The organism is Halobacillus sp. HZG1 (assembly GCF_035818575.1).
GTDB lineage: Bacteria > Bacillota > Bacilli > Bacillales > Halobacillaceae > Halobacillus > Halobacillus litoralis.
Map to the genome: position 1 here is coordinate 42,180 of NZ_JAYLVQ010000070.1, position 19,575 is coordinate 61,754.

The 19,575-nt window shown below is 45.3% G+C and carries 23 protein-coding genes; 2 read left to right on the forward strand and 21 right to left on the reverse strand.

Translation table 11 applies throughout. The annotated features are described in order from the left end of the window. The 20 genes from spoVAE to VKA52_RS13475 all read right to left on the reverse strand — a co-directional run bounded on the left by spoVAE (position 1) and on the right by VKA52_RS13475 (position 14,854). Positions 1-351: a stage V sporulation protein AE gene (gene spoVAE, locus VKA52_RS13380; protein WP_160913661.1), complete on the reverse strand. Its 351-nt coding sequence runs from the start codon at positions 349-351 to the stop codon at positions 1-3. Continuing rightward, positions 348-1,364: a stage V sporulation protein AD gene (spoVAD, locus tag VKA52_RS13385; protein ID WP_160913663.1), complete on the reverse strand. Its 1,017-nt coding sequence runs from the start codon at positions 1,362-1,364 to the stop codon at positions 348-350. The genes spoVAE and spoVAD overlap by 4 nt, the downstream gene beginning before the upstream one ends. Before the next feature lie 12 nt (positions 1,365-1,376). Further along, positions 1,377-1,820 carry a stage V sporulation protein AC gene (gene spoVAC, locus VKA52_RS13390; RefSeq protein ID WP_237417484.1) on the reverse strand — a complete coding sequence of 148 codons (444 nt, stop codon included), beginning with the start codon at positions 1,818-1,820 and terminating at the stop codon, positions 1,377-1,379. Between the two features lie 42 nt (positions 1,821-1,862). Then, positions 1,863-2,273 carry a stage V sporulation protein AB gene (locus tag VKA52_RS13395; RefSeq protein ID WP_160913667.1) on the reverse strand — a complete coding sequence of 137 codons (411 nt, stop codon included), beginning with the start codon at positions 2,271-2,273 and terminating at the stop codon, positions 1,863-1,865. Continuing rightward, entirely contained in the window at positions 2,260-2,877 is a 618-nt protein-coding gene (locus VKA52_RS13400) for a stage V sporulation protein AA (protein ID WP_206945889.1), read from the reverse strand. Before VKA52_RS13400 ends, VKA52_RS13395 begins: the two co-directional genes overlap by 14 nt. A 180-nt stretch (positions 2,878-3,057) precedes the next feature. Continuing rightward, positions 3,058-3,804 carry an RNA polymerase sporulation sigma factor SigF gene (gene sigF / locus VKA52_RS13405; protein WP_160913670.1) on the reverse strand — a complete coding sequence of 249 codons (747 nt, stop codon included), beginning with the start codon at positions 3,802-3,804 and terminating at the stop codon, positions 3,058-3,060. 10 nt (positions 3,805-3,814) lie between these two features. Further along, positions 3,815-4,255, reverse strand: coding sequence for an anti-sigma F factor (gene spoIIAB, locus VKA52_RS13410; protein ID WP_160911906.1), 441 nt, complete (start codon positions 4,253-4,255; stop codon positions 3,815-3,817). Further along, on the reverse strand, positions 4,240-4,605 hold the full coding sequence (gene spoIIAA, locus VKA52_RS13415; protein WP_160913673.1) for an anti-sigma F factor antagonist: 366 nt from the start codon (positions 4,603-4,605) through the stop codon (positions 4,240-4,242). The genes spoIIAB and spoIIAA overlap by 16 nt, the downstream gene beginning before the upstream one ends. Positions 4,606-4,699: 94 nt before the next feature. Further along, complete coding sequence (locus VKA52_RS13420) at positions 4,700-5,875, reverse strand: D-alanyl-D-alanine carboxypeptidase family protein (RefSeq protein WP_326316005.1); 1,176 nt, start codon at positions 5,873-5,875, stop codon at positions 4,700-4,702. A gap of 279 nt (positions 5,876-6,154) precedes the next feature. After that, the gene (locus tag VKA52_RS13425; RefSeq protein WP_326316006.1) at positions 6,155-6,541 is read right to left on the reverse strand and encodes an HIT family protein; all 387 of its coding nucleotides are present in this window, start codon (positions 6,539-6,541) and stop codon (positions 6,155-6,157) included. A 10-nt stretch (positions 6,542-6,551) separates the two neighbouring features. After that, positions 6,552-6,788, reverse strand: coding sequence for a hypothetical protein (locus VKA52_RS13430; protein ID WP_326316007.1), 237 nt, complete (start codon positions 6,786-6,788; stop codon positions 6,552-6,554). A gap of 174 nt (positions 6,789-6,962) precedes the next feature. Further along, positions 6,963-8,264, reverse strand: a complete 1,302-nt coding sequence (locus VKA52_RS13435; RefSeq protein ID WP_326316008.1) for a pyrimidine-nucleoside phosphorylase — start codon at positions 8,262-8,264, stop codon at positions 6,963-6,965. Between the two features lie 58 nt (positions 8,265-8,322). Next, complete coding sequence (locus VKA52_RS13440; protein ID WP_326316009.1) at positions 8,323-9,144, reverse strand: purine-nucleoside phosphorylase; 822 nt, start codon at positions 9,142-9,144, stop codon at positions 8,323-8,325. Between the two features lie 16 nt (positions 9,145-9,160). Continuing rightward, on the reverse strand, positions 9,161-10,339 hold the full coding sequence (gene deoB, locus VKA52_RS13445) for a phosphopentomutase (protein WP_326316010.1): 1,179 nt from the start codon (positions 10,337-10,339) through the stop codon (positions 9,161-9,163). A 97-nt stretch (positions 10,340-10,436) separates the two neighbouring features. Beyond that, positions 10,437-11,324, reverse strand: a complete 888-nt coding sequence (gene xerD / locus VKA52_RS13450) for a site-specific tyrosine recombinase XerD (RefSeq protein WP_326316011.1) — start codon at positions 11,322-11,324, stop codon at positions 10,437-10,439. A 7-nt stretch (positions 11,325-11,331) separates the two neighbouring features. Continuing rightward, positions 11,332-11,550, reverse strand: a complete 219-nt coding sequence (locus tag VKA52_RS13455) for a DUF4227 family protein (protein WP_326316012.1) — start codon at positions 11,548-11,550, stop codon at positions 11,332-11,334. A gap of 293 nt (positions 11,551-11,843) precedes the next feature. Further along, positions 11,844-12,320, reverse strand: coding sequence for a ferric iron uptake transcriptional regulator (fur, locus tag VKA52_RS13460; RefSeq protein ID WP_160913690.1), 477 nt, complete (start codon positions 12,318-12,320; stop codon positions 11,844-11,846). A gap of 111 nt (positions 12,321-12,431) precedes the next feature. Continuing rightward, positions 12,432-13,070 (reverse strand): stage II sporulation protein M, encoded by a 639-nt coding sequence (spoIIM, locus tag VKA52_RS13465; protein WP_206945259.1) that lies wholly within the window; start codon positions 13,068-13,070, stop codon positions 12,432-12,434. An 81-nt stretch (positions 13,071-13,151) separates the two neighbouring features. After that, complete coding sequence (locus tag VKA52_RS13470) at positions 13,152-14,309, reverse strand: endonuclease Q family protein (RefSeq protein WP_326316013.1); 1,158 nt, start codon at positions 14,307-14,309, stop codon at positions 13,152-13,154. Next, on the reverse strand, positions 14,309-14,854 hold the full coding sequence (locus VKA52_RS13475) for an NUDIX hydrolase (protein ID WP_326316014.1): 546 nt from the start codon (positions 14,852-14,854) through the stop codon (positions 14,309-14,311). The genes VKA52_RS13470 and VKA52_RS13475 overlap by 1 nt, the downstream gene beginning before the upstream one ends. 95 nt (positions 14,855-14,949) lie before the next feature. Here VKA52_RS13475 and VKA52_RS13480 point away from each other — a divergent pair, with 95 nt between their 5' ends. Continuing rightward, positions 14,950-15,873, forward strand: a complete 924-nt coding sequence (locus VKA52_RS13480; RefSeq protein WP_326316015.1) for an aldo/keto reductase — start codon at positions 14,950-14,952, stop codon at positions 15,871-15,873. A 72-nt stretch (positions 15,874-15,945) separates the two neighbouring features. Here VKA52_RS13480 and VKA52_RS13485 read toward each other — a convergent pair whose 3' ends face one another. After that, positions 15,946-17,001 (reverse strand): dipeptidase, encoded by a 1,056-nt coding sequence (locus tag VKA52_RS13485; protein ID WP_326316016.1) that lies wholly within the window; start codon positions 16,999-17,001, stop codon positions 15,946-15,948. A gap of 634 nt (positions 17,002-17,635) precedes the next feature. On the opposite strand from VKA52_RS13485, the gene VKA52_RS13490 reads away from it, so the two are divergent. Next, positions 17,636-19,417: a M3 family oligoendopeptidase gene (locus tag VKA52_RS13490; protein WP_326316017.1), complete on the forward strand. Its 1,782-nt coding sequence runs from the start codon at positions 17,636-17,638 to the stop codon at positions 19,415-19,417. Positions 19,418-19,575 lie beyond the last annotated feature (158 nt).

Consider the following 19,575-nt stretch of genomic DNA (forward strand, 5'->3'; position numbering starts at 1 on the left):
TTATCCTTTAGGCTTGAAAATCACAGCCACGATAAAGCCAAACAATATCGCCGATGCAATACCTGCAGATGTTAATTCAAAAATCCCGACAGCTACTCCGATAAAACCATGTTCATCCGCTTGTTCCATCGCCCCATGCAAAAGGGAATGCCCGAAACTTGTAATAGGGACCGTCGCTCCTGCCCCGGCAAATTCAATAAGGTTGTCATAGAGGTCGAACGCGTCCAGTACCGCTCCAGCGACAACGAAGGAGGACATCACATGGGCTGGAGTCAATTTGAAGACATCCAATAAAATCTGTCCGACTACACAAATGCTTCCTCCGACGATAAATGCCCATAAAAAGGTCATGCTTCCCCCTCCCCTCTGGTAAGAACAACGGCATGAGCGATCCCTGGAATCGATTCCTTCTGTTGAAGCATCATCGGACTCATCAGGGCACCTGTGGCAACGATTAACACACGCTTGTATTTTCCACTAATCAAATCCTGCACAATTTTCCCATAAGTGACGACCGCTGAGCATGCGCATCCGCTTCCGCCTGCGAACACTGGTTGATCACTGTGGTAGACAAGCAGTCCACAGTCTTTGTGCACGTCACTAATGTCATAGCCATCCTGTTTCATCAAATCTTTGAGAATAGGCGTACCTACTGCAGACAAGTCACCCGTAGCGATGACATCATAATCGCCCGGCACACGACCCATGTCTTCCAGATGTGTTTTAATCGTATCCCATGCGGCGGGTGCCATCGCAGAGCCCATATCAAACGGGTCTTTGACACTGTAATCCATGACTTTCCCAATAGTTGCCGCTTCCACCTGGATTTTCGAAGGAGTTTTCGAAAGGATGGCCGCTCCGCTTCCTGTGACAGTAAATGTTGCGGTTTTCGGCTTTTGCCCTCCGTACTCCGTTGGGTAACGAAACTGACGCTCAGCCGTACAGTTGTGAGAACTAACAGCTACCAAAGCTTGTTTTGCGTAGCCAGATGAAACAAGCGCAGCACCTGTTGCCAGAGTTTCCATACTGGTCGAACACGCCCCGAACATCCCTAGTACGGGAATGCCCAACTGTCTTGCCACATAGTTCCCTGTGACGTTCTGGTTTAACAGATCCCCCGCTAAAAATAAATCGATATTGGACTGGTCGACCCCTGCTTTTTGCAAACACGTGTACACCGCATCCGTCATTAATTTGCGTTCAGCAAGCTCCCAGTTGGATTCCCCGCAATGAAGTTCTTCATGAATGACATCGAACGTATCTTTAAGGGGACCTTCACCCTCCATCGGTCCGACAGCTGTCCCTGTGGATTGTAAGTAAACGGGTTCCGTAAATGTCCATGATTGTGTTCCAGTTTTAGCCATATGCATTTCCTCCTAAAAAATAAGCGCCCACACGTAACGAATGATACCCAGTACATAAGCAGCAACCACACCAAATACAATGACCGACCCAGCCAACTTGAACAAATTGGTCGCAACCCCAAGCACAAGACCTTCGGATTTATGCTCTAGGGCAGCTGAGGTAATTGAATTGGCAAATCCAGTGACAGGAACCGCAGATCCAGCTCCGGCAAACTGTCCGAGTTTATCATAAACACCAAACCCTGTAGCGAGCGCAGATAGAAGAATCAACGTTGCGACCGTCGGGTTGATGGCATTCTTTTCGCTATAATCGAACCAGTGGATGTACATTTGTGTGAGAAGTTCACCAAACACGCAAATCAATCCACCCACGATAAATGCTTTGATACAATTCATCACATAAGGCGGTTTCGGCTGGTACGATTTTCTCGCTTTATCAAAATTCTTTTCGTTCAGTGGTTGTTTATCCACACTGTTTCCCTCCTAATCCCATATCATTCACCTGACAAAAATAATCCATTGAAACAAAGAACCCGCAATCTTACCAAGCACAAGTGCCATTAAGAGGGTGAATAGAAAACCATCCACCCCGATCCGTTTAAATAAGAGCGGAAAAACATTGAGGACCTCTGTAAGAGCAGCCGCTAACATGCCTACAAAAATCCCATGGAAAAGGCCCCATATAACAAGACCGATCAACGTCATCTTCACTGGTCCGTCCCCGAAAGAAAGATAAATTCCGGCAAAAACACCTAAGATCACGGCCATCTCGTAACTGCGAAGTTTTGATTCCGAATGACTCAACTGCATGAGCCTCGGAACAATACCAAGGACTGTCAAGAATGCGACGAAACCGGTTCCGACAGCAATGCCGGCTGCAAGCCCTATGAGTACTTCAACGATCCACATCCTGTTTTTCCACCTTATTCTCTTTAATGGCCACGTAATGGTCCAGGTCTTCCTGATAATTGAATATCTCTACCTCCATCGGACTCGGTTCTTCATTGAATCGTTTCTGAAACCAATGGTTAAAAAATAATATCATTCCAATTCCAAGGCCGATGGAATAAGGAATCTGAATCCATAAAGGATGTTCCTCTTCCTTCCCCGTCAACATGAAATGTAACTTCTGTTGAACGGCCTGCATGCTCACATCGTAGTGAAAATTCATAATGGCCATCGCCGCTCCTATAAAAAGCAAGACCCATATGCCGCTGATTAAAAGAGGGGACGGCTGTTTTTGATGTTTCTCCACATGAACCACACATTGATTCGGTCCGATCAGTTCGACCTCAAGCTCCGGAAACTTCTCAATCACTTGTTCAATGATCATGAAAGAGTCGATGACCACGATGTTTTGATCCTCTTCGGTCACTTGATGTAACACCATCTGTTCCAAGACAGGCTTATGACGCTTTTGCCCTGTCACACGAGCCACATCCTGCAAACGGATTTTTGACAAAGGTGGAACATAAATCGATTGTTTTGTACGAATGTAGACAGGAGTCGCCAACCCTACCGCCTCCCCTGTGTAAATTTTCTTAGACTTATTATGTGTGAGATCAGAAATATCATACGAAGAGTCCTCGGATATTAAGATCAGGAAGAAACAGTGTAACCAAAGGTGCACGAGCAAGCATCCTACGACTTTTCGATGAACATAAAAAAAGCTGTACCTTTTTAGGTACAGCGATCAGCTTGTATCATTCATGGTTTCTTTCATGTCAGCAAGGATTTTCTTCTCCAAACGTGAGACTTGTACCTGCGAAATCCCTAAACGTTCCGCCACTTCGGTCTGCGTTTGATCTTTGTAATAGCGCAAGTAAATAATGAGCCTTTCCCTCTTATCCAGTTTACTCATCACATCCTGGAGTGTGAGATGGTCGAACCAGTTGCTCTCCTCTTCGGCAATCTGATCGACGAGTGTGATGGGATCGCCTTCGTTCTCATAAACCGTTTCATAAATGGACTGAGGGGTTCGTCCAACTTCCTCCGCCTGGACGATTTCCTCCCTCGTAAGACCTAAGGCATCTGCGAGCTCGTTCACTGTGGGAGAGCGTCCATATTCTTTTAACAGCTCTTCTTTTTTGGCTCGAACTTTATGATTCAGTTCTTTCAAACTGCGGCTCACTTTCACACTGCCATCATCACGAATGAAACGCTGGATTTCACCAATGATCATGGGGACGGCATACGTAGAAAAACGGACATCATAGCTCAAATCGAACTTGTCGATCGATTTAAGCAGGCCGATACAGCCGATCTGATACAGATCATCCTGATCGTATCCACGTCTGAGATATCGCTGGACGACCGACCATACGAGACGGGTGTTTTTTTCCACCAGGTAGTCCCTCGCCTCTTGATCGCCCGCCTGACTCTTTTTGATCAGCTCTTTGACATCTTTGTCGGACAGACGTTCTTTTGTCGTATCGCTCATAGGCGGCGCCTCAATTACACAAAGCGCGGGTTGACGTCAACTGCTTCGTCATTCGGATCGTCGTTCCGACCCCGGGCTCTGATGTAATGTCTACGCGATCCATGAAATTCTCCATGATAGTAAAACCCATTCCCGAGCGTTCCCATTCCGGTTTCGATGTGTACAGTGGTTCTTTTGCAATATCAATGTTCTCAATACCCTGACCACGATCCTGGATGATCAATTCGATTTCTCCGTCATCAATGGCGCACGTAAGCATGACTTTTTCATCACTTTTCTCTTCGTAACCATGAATGATGGCATTCGTGACGGCTTCTGAGACGACGGTTTTAATATCTGTCAATTCTTCCATCGTCGGATTGATTTGACTGACAAAAGCAGCCACCGATACACGGGCAAGGGATTCATTTTCACTCACACTCGTAAACTCCAGCGTCATTTCATTTCGCATGATGCCACCCCCAACATCTCAAGCGCGGATGCCTCATCATCCACGAGTTTCATGATTTTGAACATTCCCGACATATCAAACAATCTCCGAACCTCAGGCGAAATCGAACAAAGCACCATTTCGTTCCCTTTCGCTTGTACCTCTTTATAACGACCGAGCATCACACCAAGGCCTGAACTATCCATGAAGGACAATTTTTGTAAATTGACAATCACATGTTCGACCGCGTTGTTCGCGAGCTCCTTCTGCCAAGCTTCCCGAAGCGTTGTAGCTTCATGATGATCCAGCTCCCCATTCAAACGGACGAGCAAAACATTCTCTCTGACAGCAAAATTAACTTGAAGACTCAAGTGAATTACCTCCTCTGACTTTATAAGAGTCACTATGTCTTTTCGTACTTTTCGCTGTCATTTCCTGCTCAAAAACATAACTAGTGAGAAAATGCTAAAACCTCTGAAAGCTCGTCAAATTCTTCCATGAGCGCTGCCATAGAGCAGGGAATCCCGCCTTCTCCACAGTCTCCGACGTTTCAAGACGCACTTTAGCGACTTCCTGATCACCATTCTTCACGATCACCCATCCCATATGGGCCCCTTTTTCCAATGGAAGGTTGGTATTCTTCGCAATCTTCAGTTCCGTTTCATATTCACTCTTCTTGTCATTTTTCTTTTTAAGAACGACGACGTCTTTTTCCGGGGACAGCTTCAACTCTAATGGGTTCCCTCTTGTCATTTTCATCGTTTTCATGGTGTCATCTTTAGAATAAAGCTTCACACCCTCATACTGACTGAACCCATAATCCAATAGACTCGTCACATCCGAGTTCCTCATTTTCGGATTTTCCGCACCCATAACAACCGCAATCATATGCATATCATCCCGTTTAGCAGAAGCCGTAAGACAGTATTTCGCCTCACTTGTGTAACCGGTTTTCAGTCCATCCATTCCCGGATAATTTTTGATCAATTTGTTCGTATTGACTAACCAGAATTCATTATCCTGGCCCTTCCGCAAATAATCCTCATAAATCTTCGTGTACTTCGTCACTTCATCGTGAAGGAGTAGTTCCCTCGCCATGACGGCCATATCATGAGCTGTACTAAAATGTCCTTCAGCCGGCAGACCTGTCGGGTTTTGGAACTGTGTATTCTTCAAACCCAGATCTTTTGCTTTTTGGTTCATTTGAGCGACAAACTCTTTTTCACTTCCGGCAATTCGTTCTGCCATTGCGACACTCGCATCATTTCCAGAAGCCACAGCTATTCCTTTGAGCAAATCTTCAACGGTCATTTCTTCTCCAGCTTCAAGGAAGATTTGAGAACCGCCCATAGAAGCAGCATGTTCACTGATACGGACTTTTTCATCGAGTTTGATGCCGCCTTTATCAAGCTCTTCCATGATCAACAACAGCGTCATGACCTTTGTCATACTCGCAGGGGGCAGCTTTTTATTTGAATCCTTATCATAAAGCGTCATCCCGCTGTTCTTTTCCATCAATATCGCTGATTTCGCCGAATTGATGACCTCTGTTGACTCCCTTTCTTCTGCAAAAGTCATGTTTAACGGAAGTAGTGAGACAACTAAACAAAGAGCGAGACACACACCCATCACTTTTTTCATAACCTAAACCTCCCATTGCTTTAAGTGACCCTATCTTTCCCTTACCATCATCTTCTATACATAACCTAAGGTCATGACACGGGTGCTGGGCGGAAAGGAGAAGAATCTTTTCAAAAACTTCTTTATCAGTGGGTTTAGGGTTTTTATCAGTGACTTTTGGAGTTTTATCGGTGAGTTGGAGCATGTTATCGGTGGAATTCATACATTTATCGGTGACTTTGCTGCTTTTATCAGTATGAGGTCGATCATAAAAAAAACACAACCTGGGGAGGCCGTGTTTTAGATATGGCGTTTGTTTTCTTCTTGTTTGAGCCAGTGGCGGATGCCTTTTCCTGCGTGGGGTTCGTCTTGGAAGCGGGGGATGATGTGCATGTGAGCGTGAAAGATATGCTGCCCACCGGTTTCGTAACAATTGTATCCGATGTTATACCCATCCGGTTGAAGTGTTTCATCGAGCCAGCTTTTCACTTGCTGAATCATTTCCTGCGTATCGATCCATTCCTCCTTGGAAAGGTCGAATACCGTTGTCCGGTGCGATTTGGGAACGATTAAGCCCGATCCTTTTAAGATCCGCTGGTCTTTCTGAACAAAGTAGCAGGAGCCGTTCTCAAAAATGATTTTCTGTTCTTCATCCGCTTCTGGTGAGCACAAAATGCATGGGTCCATGCTTTCCCTCCTATGTAATTGGAATGAAACTTTCAATAAAGATAAACGCCATCATGGAGGAAAGCACAAGAATGATTGTTCCTCTGATAACGCGATCCTCCTTTAAAAAACGAACGCCTATGAAGACATACAAAAAAGCAGACACGAGTGCTATGAGATCAAAGTTTACATGGAAAGAGAAAAACCAATGGGAAAATAAAAGAATAAGAGCAACTGAGGCGACCATGATCTCCAAAATCCGGAACATCCTTATTCCTCCTTCTACAAGAATGATACCATGAACCAATTCTCATATGAATATCCAATCCAAAACACTCTAAAATTCCTCTGTTCCCCTCCATATCACTCGCTGATGTGAAATAAAAAAAACGAACCGCCCACGGAGTGTGGTCGGTTCGCTTTTCAACCTAAATAGAAATTTTTATTTAATGATGTTGTGGATCAATGTTGGTTTTTCGACTTTTTCACCAGAAATCGTGTACGCTTCTTTCACTTTCTGGATCGAGTCGTTCGGCTGCTCGTCATCACTGATCAATACGACCAGAGCTTCGCCTGCTTTGACAGGATCGCCGATTTTCTTCTTCAGACTGATTCCTACGCCGTGATTGATTTCATCCTCTTTCGTCGCACGACCGGCGCCAAGATACATAGCGGCTATGCCGATGGATTCTGCGTCGATCGCAGATACGTAGCCATCCTGATCAGCCGTGACTTCAATTTCATGAGCCGCTCTAGGTAGACGATCAAGATCATCAATCATAGAAACGTCTCCACCCTGCGCCTCAATGAGCGTACGAAGGGACTGGAAGGCTTTTCCGTTTTCGATATTCGCTTCGATGGCTTTATACGCTTCTTCATAAGAAGAGAACTTTTCAGCAAGAACAGCCATATGTGAAGCGATTTCAAGAGAAAGCAGACGCAAGTCTTCGACGTTCTTCCCTTGAAGGATTTCCGCTGCTTCTTTAATTTCATTGGCATTTCCGACCTCATAACCAAGCGGCTGATTCATGTCACTTATGACAGCTACGGTATTACGTCCCAGGTTGTTTCCGATATTCACCATCTCACGAGCAAGTGCTTCAGAGTCTTCAAGCGTTTTCATGAACGCGCCAGAACCTGTTTTCACATCAAGGACAATACTGTCTGCTCCGGATGCTATCTTTTTACTCATGATGGAACCAGCGATCAATGGCAAGGAATTTACGGTACCCGTTACGTCTCTAAGTGCATAAAGCTTTTTATCTGCAGGTGCAAGGTTTCCGGTTTGGCCTGCTACCGCAAGTTTATGAGTATTGACATTCTCGATGAACTTTTCTTTCGTCATCTCGATCTCAAGACCTTTGATGGACTCTAATTTATCAAGCGTTCCGCCTGTATGTCCAAGTCCACGACCTGACATTTTCGCGACAGGGATGCCGACAGAAGCGACCAATGGTCCTACGATGAATGTTACTTTATCGCCGACGCCGCCTGTGGAGTGCTTATCGACTTTCTTCCCTTCAATCGCTGAGAGGTCGATGGTTTCACCTGAGTCAACCATTGCTTGAGTCAACGTCGCTGTTTCTTCAGCAGTCATGCCCTGAAAATAAATCGCCATCGTAAAGGCAGAGGCCTGGTAATCAGGAATCTCCCCTTTTGTGTAACCTTCAACGAAGAATTCGATTTCTTCCTTAGTCAATTCCCCGCCATCACGTTTTTTTACTATAATGTCATACATTCTCATCTCGATCACCCTTTACTTAAGTTTAAGAGAGAAAGCGTCCCGCGAGACGCTCTCTTATTTATGCTGGTAATGTCTTTAGGAGCTCTTTAACGAATCCTAGGAAATCTTCACGCACTTGAGCTGTCGTTTCGATAACTTCATCGTGTGTAAGTGGCTGGTCCAGAATTCCTGCAGCCATATTGGAAATACAAGAAATCCCAAGTACTCGGATGCCTGCATGGTTCGCGACCACCACTTCTGGAACCGTGGACATTCCGACGGCATCTCCACCGAGTGTACGAAGCATACGTACTTCTGCACCTGTCTCATAGGCAGGTCCTGTGTTCCCAACATAAACTCCTTCCTGCACCTGAAGGTCCAAACGCTCGGCAGACTGCTTCGCGTGATCGATCAAAGCACGATCATACGCTTCAGACATGTCAGGAAAACGTGGTCCAAGCTCCTCATCATTCGGTCCGATCAGCGGGCTGTCTCCCATATTGTTGATATGGTCGGTAATGATCATCAAGTTGCCCGGCTTGAAGGTTTCATTGATGCCGCCCGCAGCGTTTGTAACGAAAAGGGTTTCTACACCCAGCGCTTTCATGACGCGGACCGGGAAAGTCACCTGTTTCATATCATAACCTTCATAATAGTGGAAGCGTCCTTGCATCGCGATCACTTGCCGCCCTTCCAATTCACCAACGACCAGCTGCCCTTTATGGCCGGAAACCGTTGATTCAGGGAAGTGAGGAATTTCCGTATAGGGAATGGTTGTCGGATTTTGAATCTCCTCGGCAAGTACGCCAAGACCTGATCCTAGAATCAGTCCAACACTTGGTTCATGCGTTAATTTTCCTTGGATAAATTGAGCTGCTTCTTTCACTTGTGTTTGGTTCATGATTGTTTCTCCTCCCTTATTGAATATCTTTCAAAAAGCTTTTGCCGTGTTCAGGCATTTGAATTGAGAAGTTTTCAGAAACGGTCGCACCGATATCCGCAAACGTTTGACGCTGATCCAATTCCTGTCCTTCTTTTATGCCATTATGATAGACAATCAATGGAACAAGTTCCCGTGTGTGATCTGTCCCATGATGCACGGGATCATTCCCGTGGTCTGCTGTGATGATCAATAAATCGTCATCGTTCATTTTTTCCAGCACTTCTGGCAGACGCGCGTCGTATTCCTGTAAGGCTTCCCCGTACCCTTGAGGGTCACGGCGGTGACCGAATTTCGCATCGAAATCGACAAGGTTCAAGAAGCTCATACCGTTAAAGTCTTTATCCAGCGAGTTCACCAATTGGTCCATCCCATCCATGTTGTCTTTCGTGCGGATGGCTTCTGTGACACCTTCTCCGTCATAGATATCAGAAATTTTACCGATGGCGACCACATCGAGTCCTTCATCAGCCATCTCATTCATGACTGTGCGCCCGAATGGCTTCAACGCATAATCATGACGATTGGATGTACGTTCAAAGGCTCCCGGCTCCCCGATGAACGGACGAGCGATAACGCGTCCGACCATATATTTCTCATCTTTCGTGATTTCACGGCAGAACTCACAGATTTCATAAAGCTCTTCCGGTGGAATCACATCTTCATGGGCAGCAATCTGCAGAACAGAATCGGCAGACGTATAAATGATCAAGTCTCCCGTTTCCATATGATGCTCCCCAAGTTCCTTCAGGATTTCCGTCCCTGATGCCGGCTTATTTCCGACAATGCCGCGGCCGGTCTTTTCTTTGATCTGATCCAGCAGCTCATCGGGAAAACCATCCGGGAATGTACGGAAAGGCTGGTCGATATAAAGGCCCATGATTTCCCAGTGGCCGGTCATCGTATCTTTTCCGTTCGACGCTTCCACCATCGTTGTATAGTGCGCTTTCGGATTGTCAGCCTTATCAATGCCCTGAATCTGACGAATATTGCTGAGCCCAAGCGATCCCATGTGCGGCATATCCAAGCCGTTCATATGTTCGGCGATGTGCCCGAGGGTGTCTGCCCCTTTATCATCGAATTTTTCCGCATCTGGTGCTTCACCTATTCCTACAGAGTCCATAACTACTAAAAATACACGTTTGAATGAATTCATCAAAGATCCCTCCTAATGTTTAATTTCCCAAATTCGTGAAAAACTACCCTACATTCTTAAGATGTAGGATGTCAGACAACTAAAAACACAAAAGAGTTTATGCCCGTGGATGATACGAGCGATAAACGTCTTTCAACCTTGTCTTCGAGACATGGGTATAAATTTGAGTTGTTGAGATGTCTGCATGTCCAAGCATTTCCTGGACCGCCCTGAGATCGGCTCCGTTTTCAAGAAGATGTGTAGCAAATGAATGGCGCAGGGTATGCGGGGTCAGTTCTTTATTGACACCCATGCCCCGAGCAACCGCTTTCAATATCTTCCAAAAACCTTGCCGTGATAGGGCATTCCCGTGATGATTAACAAAAAGCTCTTCGGTCTGTTTTTGCTTGACGAGTGCATCGCGACCGACTTCCAAATAGTTTTCAACCGCATCTTTAGCCATGTCACCAAGTGGAATGATCCTCTCTTTTGACCCTTTTCCCAGACAACGGACAAAACCCATCGTCAAATGCAGGTCCGTCACTTTAAGAGAAACAAGCTCCGTTACCCTCAGGCCAGTGGCATACAGCATTTCAAACATCGCTTTATTCCTCGCTGAAAGCGGGTCTTTGGCGTGTATGTTCAAAAGCTTGTCCACATCATCTGAAGAAAGCACTTTCGGAAGCTTTCTTTCTTTCTTCGGAGTCTCGATATGTAAGCTCGGATCCTGCTCTGTCACCTTCTCCCGGATCAGGAACTGGTGAAAGAGACGAATGGAAGACAACAACCGGGCAATGGTTGCGGATGAACGCCCCTGGTCATTGAGGTGATGCAAGTATTTCATAATATGCGAACGGGTCATTTCATCCCAACTTTTCACGCCTAATTCCTGCTGCAGGAAGCGATCGTACTGAGAAAGGTCCCGCTTGTAAGACTGAATCGTGTTAGGTGATAACCCGCGCTCTACGGTCAAATAATGAAAAAAATCTTCCAGCGCATGCTGCATCTTCCATCTACTCTCCTAACCGAAAAAATATCGACAGCCGATCCGTCCATGGTTGTTCCAGGGGTTGATAGACTTTAATAGCCGTACCACCTGGCGGGTCGTATCGATGCTGGCGCTCGTATTCTTCATGTACCATTCGTAAGGCCATATAAAAAACACATGTACAAACGGTGAATACAACCAGGACTTTAATTAAATCTCTTAAACTGTGCTTTAAACGAGTCATGGCACTCCCCTCACTTCCGTACCTTTTTGTAAAGGATATGCCTAAATTCCTTACAAATATACGTAGAATGATGAGAGAAACGGATGACGAAGCGCTTTAAAAAACAGCACAAGCCCCATCTAGGTTTAACGTACACGATTTTCGTTCATTTGTAAATAAAAATACAAGAGTCAGAGATTTTAGAAAACGTATACACAGAATGAGCCTGTACCGTCCTTCCTCCACGCTTCCCCTTGGATGTTTCAACGTGCGCAAAATAAAAAGCCACTATGTCCTTCATAGCGGCGGTCTTTTCATTCTTCGTTTGATTTTGCAGATGAGGTCGTAACAGCCTGTTTCTGGCACACACGGCAAATGCCATGGAACGTCAAGCGGTGATCTTTCACTTCAAAACCCCACTGACTTTCAACGATTTTTTCTACATCCCCTAAGAGATCTTCATCGATTTCTTCCACTGATCCACACTCGATACATACGAGATGATGGTGAAAGTGTTCGGCACCTTCTTTTCTCAAGTCATATCGGGAGACGCCATCTCCAAAATTAATTTTATCGACAACTTTTAGTTCTGATAGTAATTCTAATGTTCGATAGACGGTTGCTAGACCAATTTCTGGTGCTTTCTCTTTTACGAGGAGGTAAACATCTTCCGCACTTAAGTGGTCTTCTTCATTTTCCAAAAGTACCCGTACTGTGGCTTCACGCTGCGGGGTCAGCTTATAACTCTGGGAATGCAGCTGTTTTTTTATTTTATCTATACGATGTTCCATATCGTTCGTCCCTCCCTCGTAATACCAATTTCATTATAATCAGAGACAGAACGAGTGTCAAATTATAATTATTTTAATCTGTTAACGATAATCATTATTATTTAATATAATTTACTTGTAAATCCATTTCAACACATATTCCAAAAATGTGTTGCTTAGAAAGACTTCTACGACCGAAGAAACCATAAGAATCGCAATCAACGCTCCGAACAGCGCACTATATCTTACAAAGCCCTTCATGATTGGCTGGTGAACCCGGCGGATGAAAAGCTGCTTACACAGAGTCAGTGAAAAAATCAAAGCAAGGGAACCGGCAATCAGATATACAGGAATAATAATGACATTTTGAGGAGCGATGGAAACGGAGGAAATCAACAATCCGTACCAGCCCATCTGATTGACCAGGAAACCCACGGAAAATCCGATGACCAACCCTTTCAGAAATAATAACACCGTAATGATCGGCATCCCGATGACAGAGATCCCCAGCAAAAATAAGAGAAGCATATACTTGAGATGGTAAAGAACGCTGTCTTTCCACAGGGTAGCTTTTCCCGTTCCCCCCATCATCGTCTGCTGCTCAAAAAACTGCTTCAGATAAAAGAAGAGATCCTGCTTCTGGACAAAGTTCATACTGTTTACGATCACAGCCCCGAAAATCATTCCCATAATAAATAGAACGAAAATAAACACGAAAATGTTCATATGTGTTTGAACGTCGTTTTTAACCATTCGCATTCCCTGCTGCATCTTTTCTCCACCTTTCTCTTCACCGGTCTATGACCAATCTATGAGAGAGATGGAAAAAGTAGACCAGATCCAGCTCAGTTTCTATTGAATTCTTCCATACCGTCCTCCACCGCCAGCCTCAATGGTAAGTGTACCGTTCCTCATGGCCATGATCCGCTCAGACACTTGTTCAGGAATGACGGTCTTCAAGTCTTCCCTTGATACTTCATGGATGACTGCCATCTCGGTACCAAAAGCATCGATTAACTTTTCATAGGTACGCGTTCCTACTCCAGGGAGAGATGATAGAGGCACTTGATAGATATACGGAGGTCTTTCTTTCATTCGGTTGCTAGATTTCAACTCCTCCACACGATCCTTGACCCCTTTGACGATCTTTTTGGATCCACACTGTTCACACTGGGATGCAGAAACTTCTGCAGGGAAAAGACACTCAGCACAAACCGTCTGATGGTATTTTCCCATGGCTGGACTCATCCCGTAATTCGTGAGGACTTTTCTTCCCTCTCTCTTGTGTAGAGCCATCCGCAATTCTTCAAAGTTCAATGCCCTCAATGCCATCCGCTGATACTCCCGGGCAAGCTTTCCTAAGGAATGAGCATCCGAGTTGGTCACATAGGTGTACGGTTCAAGTTCATCGATCCCATCAGCCATCTCTGTGTCAGCGCTCAATCCAAGTTCAATAGCATCGATTTTGTCTGGATCGAGAACTTCTTTTAAGGTTTGTTTCACTCCTTTTCCATAAAGGCTTTTAAATGGAGTGAAAACATGGGCGGGAATAAAGATGCCCTCCTGTTCTTTCACATATTGCTGGAGTTCGCGGGCCGTGCCGTAAAAACGTTGGGAGCTTAAGTTCACGTTCTTCATTTTCTTTGAAAGCCATGCAGTGAATGCCTTCATCCGTTCCAATGTCGGAAAATAACAAAGCACATGGATGGGGCCTGAGCAGGCCGCATCATAGACTTCAATTTCAGAGCCCAAAAGGAGGACCGTGTCTTGATAACGAACCCCTCCTTCCTTTAATTCCACGGCCTGCCCACGATTGATCAGATCCTGCATTTCTTCCTGAACAGCAGGTGCTTGCGCATCAATGACCCCAACCATATCCAGCCCTTTTCGATTCGTCGCTTCTTCAAAGATGTTCGAGAGGGTCAGCGATTTTGAGCCGGTAATTTTCACAGGCTTTCCGTTCCAGTCCCTTCCGATATGAATATGTAGATCGACGAAAAACGTATCCATCATCTCGCATTTCTCAATTTCATATATAGGATGGCATAGGCCGTCTTCGCGTCATGGATCCGCTCTTCTTTTTCCAAAACTTCCGCTTCCTCCACCGTCAGTTCCATTTGTTCGACGAACTCGTCCTCATCTCCGTCCGGCTGCTGCTCCATCGGTTTGATCTGGTCTGTGAAATAAAGGTGGACAATTTCATCAGCAAATCCCGGGGATGTGTAGAAAGAGGTAATGAACTCAAGGTTATCGGATGTGTACCCCGTTTCCTCTTCCAATTCCCTGAGGGCGCATGTTTTCGGTTCTTCCCCCGGTTCAAGCTTACCTGCAGGTATTTCAATAATGCTTTTCTCCATCGGTTTCCTGTACTGTTCGACACAAACAAGCTTCCCTTCATCTGTCACGGCAATGACAGCGACAGCACCTGGGTGACGGATCAGTTCTCGTTTAGATGTATTCCCATCGGGTAAAGTAACACTGTCGACATCCAATTGAACAATTTTCCCTTTATAAATCGTTTCGGTTTCATAAGTTTTCTCTTCGAATTTCTTCAAAACATTCATCCTCTCTTGTTCCTATCGTTATTTTATCACAGGAGTGGCATGGAACCGGAACAATCCGCTACACTTAAAATGGAAAGGATGATTACATGAACAAACGTCAATTAGGATCTTCCGATTTATATGTATCAGAAATCAGTTTAGGGTGCATGTCGCTCGGGACCGATCATAACAAAGCCAAAGACATCATCGACCGGGCCGTCGATGCGGGAATCAATTACTTAGACACGGCCGATTTATACAATTTTGGGGAAAATGAAAAAATCGTAGGAGAAGCGGTCAAAGGAAAAAGAGACGACCTGTTGATCGGCACGAAGGTCGGCAACAATTTCAATGCTGATGAGGAAGACTGGCACTGGGACCCGTCCAAAAAGCACATCAAAGAAGGGGTGAAAGACAGTCTGAAACGACTGGGAATCGATTATATCGACCTTTACCAGCTGCATGGGGGAACCATCGATGATCCGATAGAAGAAAGCATTGAAGCATTTGAAGACCTTAAACAAGAAGGTTTGATCAGAGAATACGGGATATCTTCCATCCGCCCGAATGTCATTAAAGAATACGTAGAAAAATCCAACATCGTCAGTGTAATGATGCAGTACAATGCTCTCGACCGTCGTCCGGAAGAAGAAATTCTCCAGCTCCTTGCAGACAATGAGATTAGCGTTTTAGCACGGGGTCCGCTGGCGAAAGGGATGTTATCTTCAAAAGGACTGGAGAAAGCTGAAGAGAAAGCAGCCGATGGGTTTTTAGAATACAGCCAGGAAGAAGTATTGGAAATTGCGAAGCAATGGCAGTCGTTCACCACTGATGAGAAAACGGCTGAAACACTTGCGCTTCAATATGTCCTGCAAAATCCTACGGTCGCGACCGCCGTCTTTGGAGCAAGCTCCGAAGAACAACTGAGGGATAACCTGCGTTACCTTGAGGCTCCACCGTTGACCGAACAGACTTATAAGGAAATGCAAGCTCTGACAAAAGCCATCACCTATCAAAAACATAGAGCCTAATATAGATGAAACGAAAAGACGAGGATGCCCTACGCAAAGGCACCCTCGTCTTTTTTTCATTGGAAGCTCAAGTCAGCTATGGTCTTTCCATGTCTCCTTAAGTACACGAAGCCAATTTTTATAGGCAATCTTCTCAATGTCTTCCCTGCTCAATCCTTCTTTTTTCAATAGCTCAAGGATTTTCGGAACACCCGTCACATCTTTAAGAGCGGAAGGTATCCGAGTACCATCAAAATCTGAACCCAAAGCGACGTGGTCCATTCCGATACGATCGATTATATAATGGATATGTTTCGTAATGTCAGACAAAGAAGCTCCCTCGTTATTCCCACCATCTTCTGTCACCATATTAGGATTGATACTATAGGTGACTCCGATCAATCCGTTCGAATCCCCGATCGCATCGATTTGTTTGTCAGTCAGGTTCCTGGTGACTGGACATATTTGGTGAGCATTGGAATGAGTCGCTACAAGCGGAGCATCACTGATGGAGGCGACGTCCCAAAATCCTTTTTCATTCAAGTGGGAGAGATCGATCATAATCCCTAATCGGTTACACTCGCGGATCAGGTTTTTCCCGGCATCGGTAAGACCTGGCCCTGTATCTGGAGAAGAAGGGAAACGATACGGAACACCCTCTCCAAATACATTCGCTCTGCTCCATACAGGACCGACGGAACGCAGGCCAGCTTCATAGAAGACAGAGAGTGCATGCAAGTCTTCATCGATTCCCTCTGCCCCCTCGATATGTAAAATGCCGGCCATGTATTCTCCTGCGATCGCCCTTTCTAAATCCCCGACGGTACGTGCTGCTTTAAATTTCCCACCGGATTCTGCTTCCATTTTTAAGAAGCGGGCCATCATTTTATGGGTGTACATGCAAGCATAGGGATAAGACAACGGTCTCGGAAATGGTTTTTCGTAACCCTTCTCGGTTTTGTAGGCGACAGGAAGTGGATCCGTGTCAGGGTTCGGACAAAATACGGCGTAGAAGCCTGCGGCCATCCCGGAACGATTCCCTCTAGGCCAGTCGATATGTCCTTCTTTCGTACCTGTAAAAAAGGGTTTCACTCCATCTTCAAAGTTCATCATCGTATCATTATGTCCATCTATGAATGGCACCTTCATCTACTTCTCCTCCTTTAAAATCATCATTTTGCTCCTCCCAATTTCGGAAGACGTAATTTCGAGATAATACGGTTTCGTTTACCTAATTGAGAAACAGGGGTGGTTGGGAAGCCGCTCTCTTTCCTGCGGGGATGACGGAGAGTCTCCTCGAGCTCCGCTCTGTGGGGTCTCTCAAGCCCATCCATTCCCGCGGGAGTCTCCCAGCTTCCCAATCACCCCATTCCGTATAAATAGAAACGAACCTTATACCAAGAAAGAGGATGTGCCTGTCTTCCATCCCACTTGGAAAAAGAGATAAAACGCTATATATATCCTTCAAATCCAAAAGATCGACAGAAGTCTATATTTTTCAAGTTTCGCTGTAAGCAAAAGCATATGATTTCAGAAGTTGTTTCGAGAATATTTTTTTAAAAGGGGCGGAGGGGAATGGGGAGATTCCCGCGGAAAGCGACTCGTTCCCCCCGACCCACACACTCCCTGACCATCTCGAAACTGAGCCTTCCACAATCCTGCTATATCGAATTTTGACAATGCACCATGCGTCGGGAATAGGAGTTGTCGTCCGTCTTGAGGATGATGAAGATTTTTCCAAAGTCTATTACACTAATACTATCAAAACCATAGGAGGAATCATATGAAGAACACGGTTATGAAACATTGGGATTTGGAGCGTCTTTTTCCTGACGGGCTGGAAGATGTCCTGCTCAGAAAGAATGAACAAACGGAAGCTTTTCGTGAGCAGTTAGAGAAATCACAAGTTCCTGATAACTTTAAAGATTTCCTGGTGATAGTCGAGGAAATGCAAAAGCTTTACTCCGACGTTTTTTCCATCGATGAATACGCCATCTGCCTCTCCTCTCAAAATATGCAGGATCGCAATGGACACGAACTTATGGATCGAAGTCAACGATTAAAAGCAAAGATGGAAACTCTGATGCTCGCATTCAACCAGTATATCGCAGCAATCAGCGAACCTACTTGGAATGAGTGGCTACAAGCTGAGGAACTGGCTGAAGTCCGCACTTCTTTAATGGAACGTAGAAAACAAGTGAAAGACCGATTAGCGCCTCAATTGGAACAGGCCATCCATACGTTATCCTTGAACGGATTCGAAGGATGGGAAGACCTATTCGAGCACGAATTCGCGAATCTCCGTGTACCTGCGGAAGAAGATGGTGAAAGAACGGAACTTTCTTTTGATATGGCTTTCATGAAGGCGATGTTATCCAAGGATCGTTCTGTCAGGTCTAGCATAGCTGCGTCCCTCATTGAGGTCTGCCAACAGAATCAGGATCGTTTCGCCCTTATTTTTAACCACTTCTCCGGTTTCCGGAATGACTTATATGAGCTGAGAGGCTGGCACAACCCTCTGAAAGAAATGTATGAGCAGAACAGAATTCCGGAAGCCGCTGTCAGTACCATGATGAAAGCTCTGCATGAGCATAAGGATCTTTTGTATCGATTCTTAAAAAGAAAAGCCCAGATCGAGAACATCACAAAACCGGACTGGTATGATTTATATGCACCTTCTTTCACCGCTAAGACAACACTTACATATGAAAAAGCAACGGACATTGTGGTCAGGCAATTTTCTCAATACAGCCGGAAACTCGGAGACTTCGCCAAACAAGCTTTCCATGATGGCTGGGTAGATGCTGAGCCTCACGAAAACAAACGTCACGGTGCCTTTTGTGCCTCGTTTCCCCATGCAAAAGAAAGCCGGGTGCTCCTTTCCTTCCAAGGAACCTATCAGGATGTCGTGACCATGGCGCATGAACTTGGACATGCTTATCACAATACATTGCTGCATGAACAACCCGGATTTGCCCAGAGTGCAGGTACAGGGCTTGCGGAAACAGCCTCCACGTTCGCAGAGAACCTCGTTTTGGACGCTGCTATTGATCTTGCTGATACAGAAGAAGATGCCCTTTCCCTGCTGGAAATGAAAATTATCAACGGACTGAAATACACCACGTACATCCCGGCAAAATTTGAATTTGAAAAGGATTTTTATGAGAAGCGGAAACAAGGAAAGCTTTCCTCATCGGAGATCACCGGGTTGATGGAAGCAAAAGAGCGGGAATGGTTCGGAGATCATCTGGAGCATGTGAATGCTTATAACTGGATGAGCATCCCTCACTTTTATGATACTGAAAAAGCGTTTTATAACCTTCCCTACACGATCGGCTATCTGTTCAGTAATGGCATATACGCCCAGTATAAAGAAACGCCTGCGTCATTTCCTGAGAAGTACGATGAGCTCTTAAGTCACTCGGGAGATCTGCCGATGGATGAACTTTGTTCAGGCTTTCTTGGTCAAGATCTGACAAAGCAGGAATTTTGGAACGCGTCTTTCCGGCCATTGCAGGAGGCCATAGAAGAATACATCAGGAGAACAGAAAGCTATCTATCGTAAAAGGGTGTTCCACTAACATTTAAGATGCATACTGATAAAAACGGAAAGTCACCGATAAAAGGGTAAAACGTATGGATAAATGAACAAAACCCACCGATAAGAGTGCACAGAATGACAGAGGCAGTTCAATATTCTAATGAAAACATAGATAAAGAAGC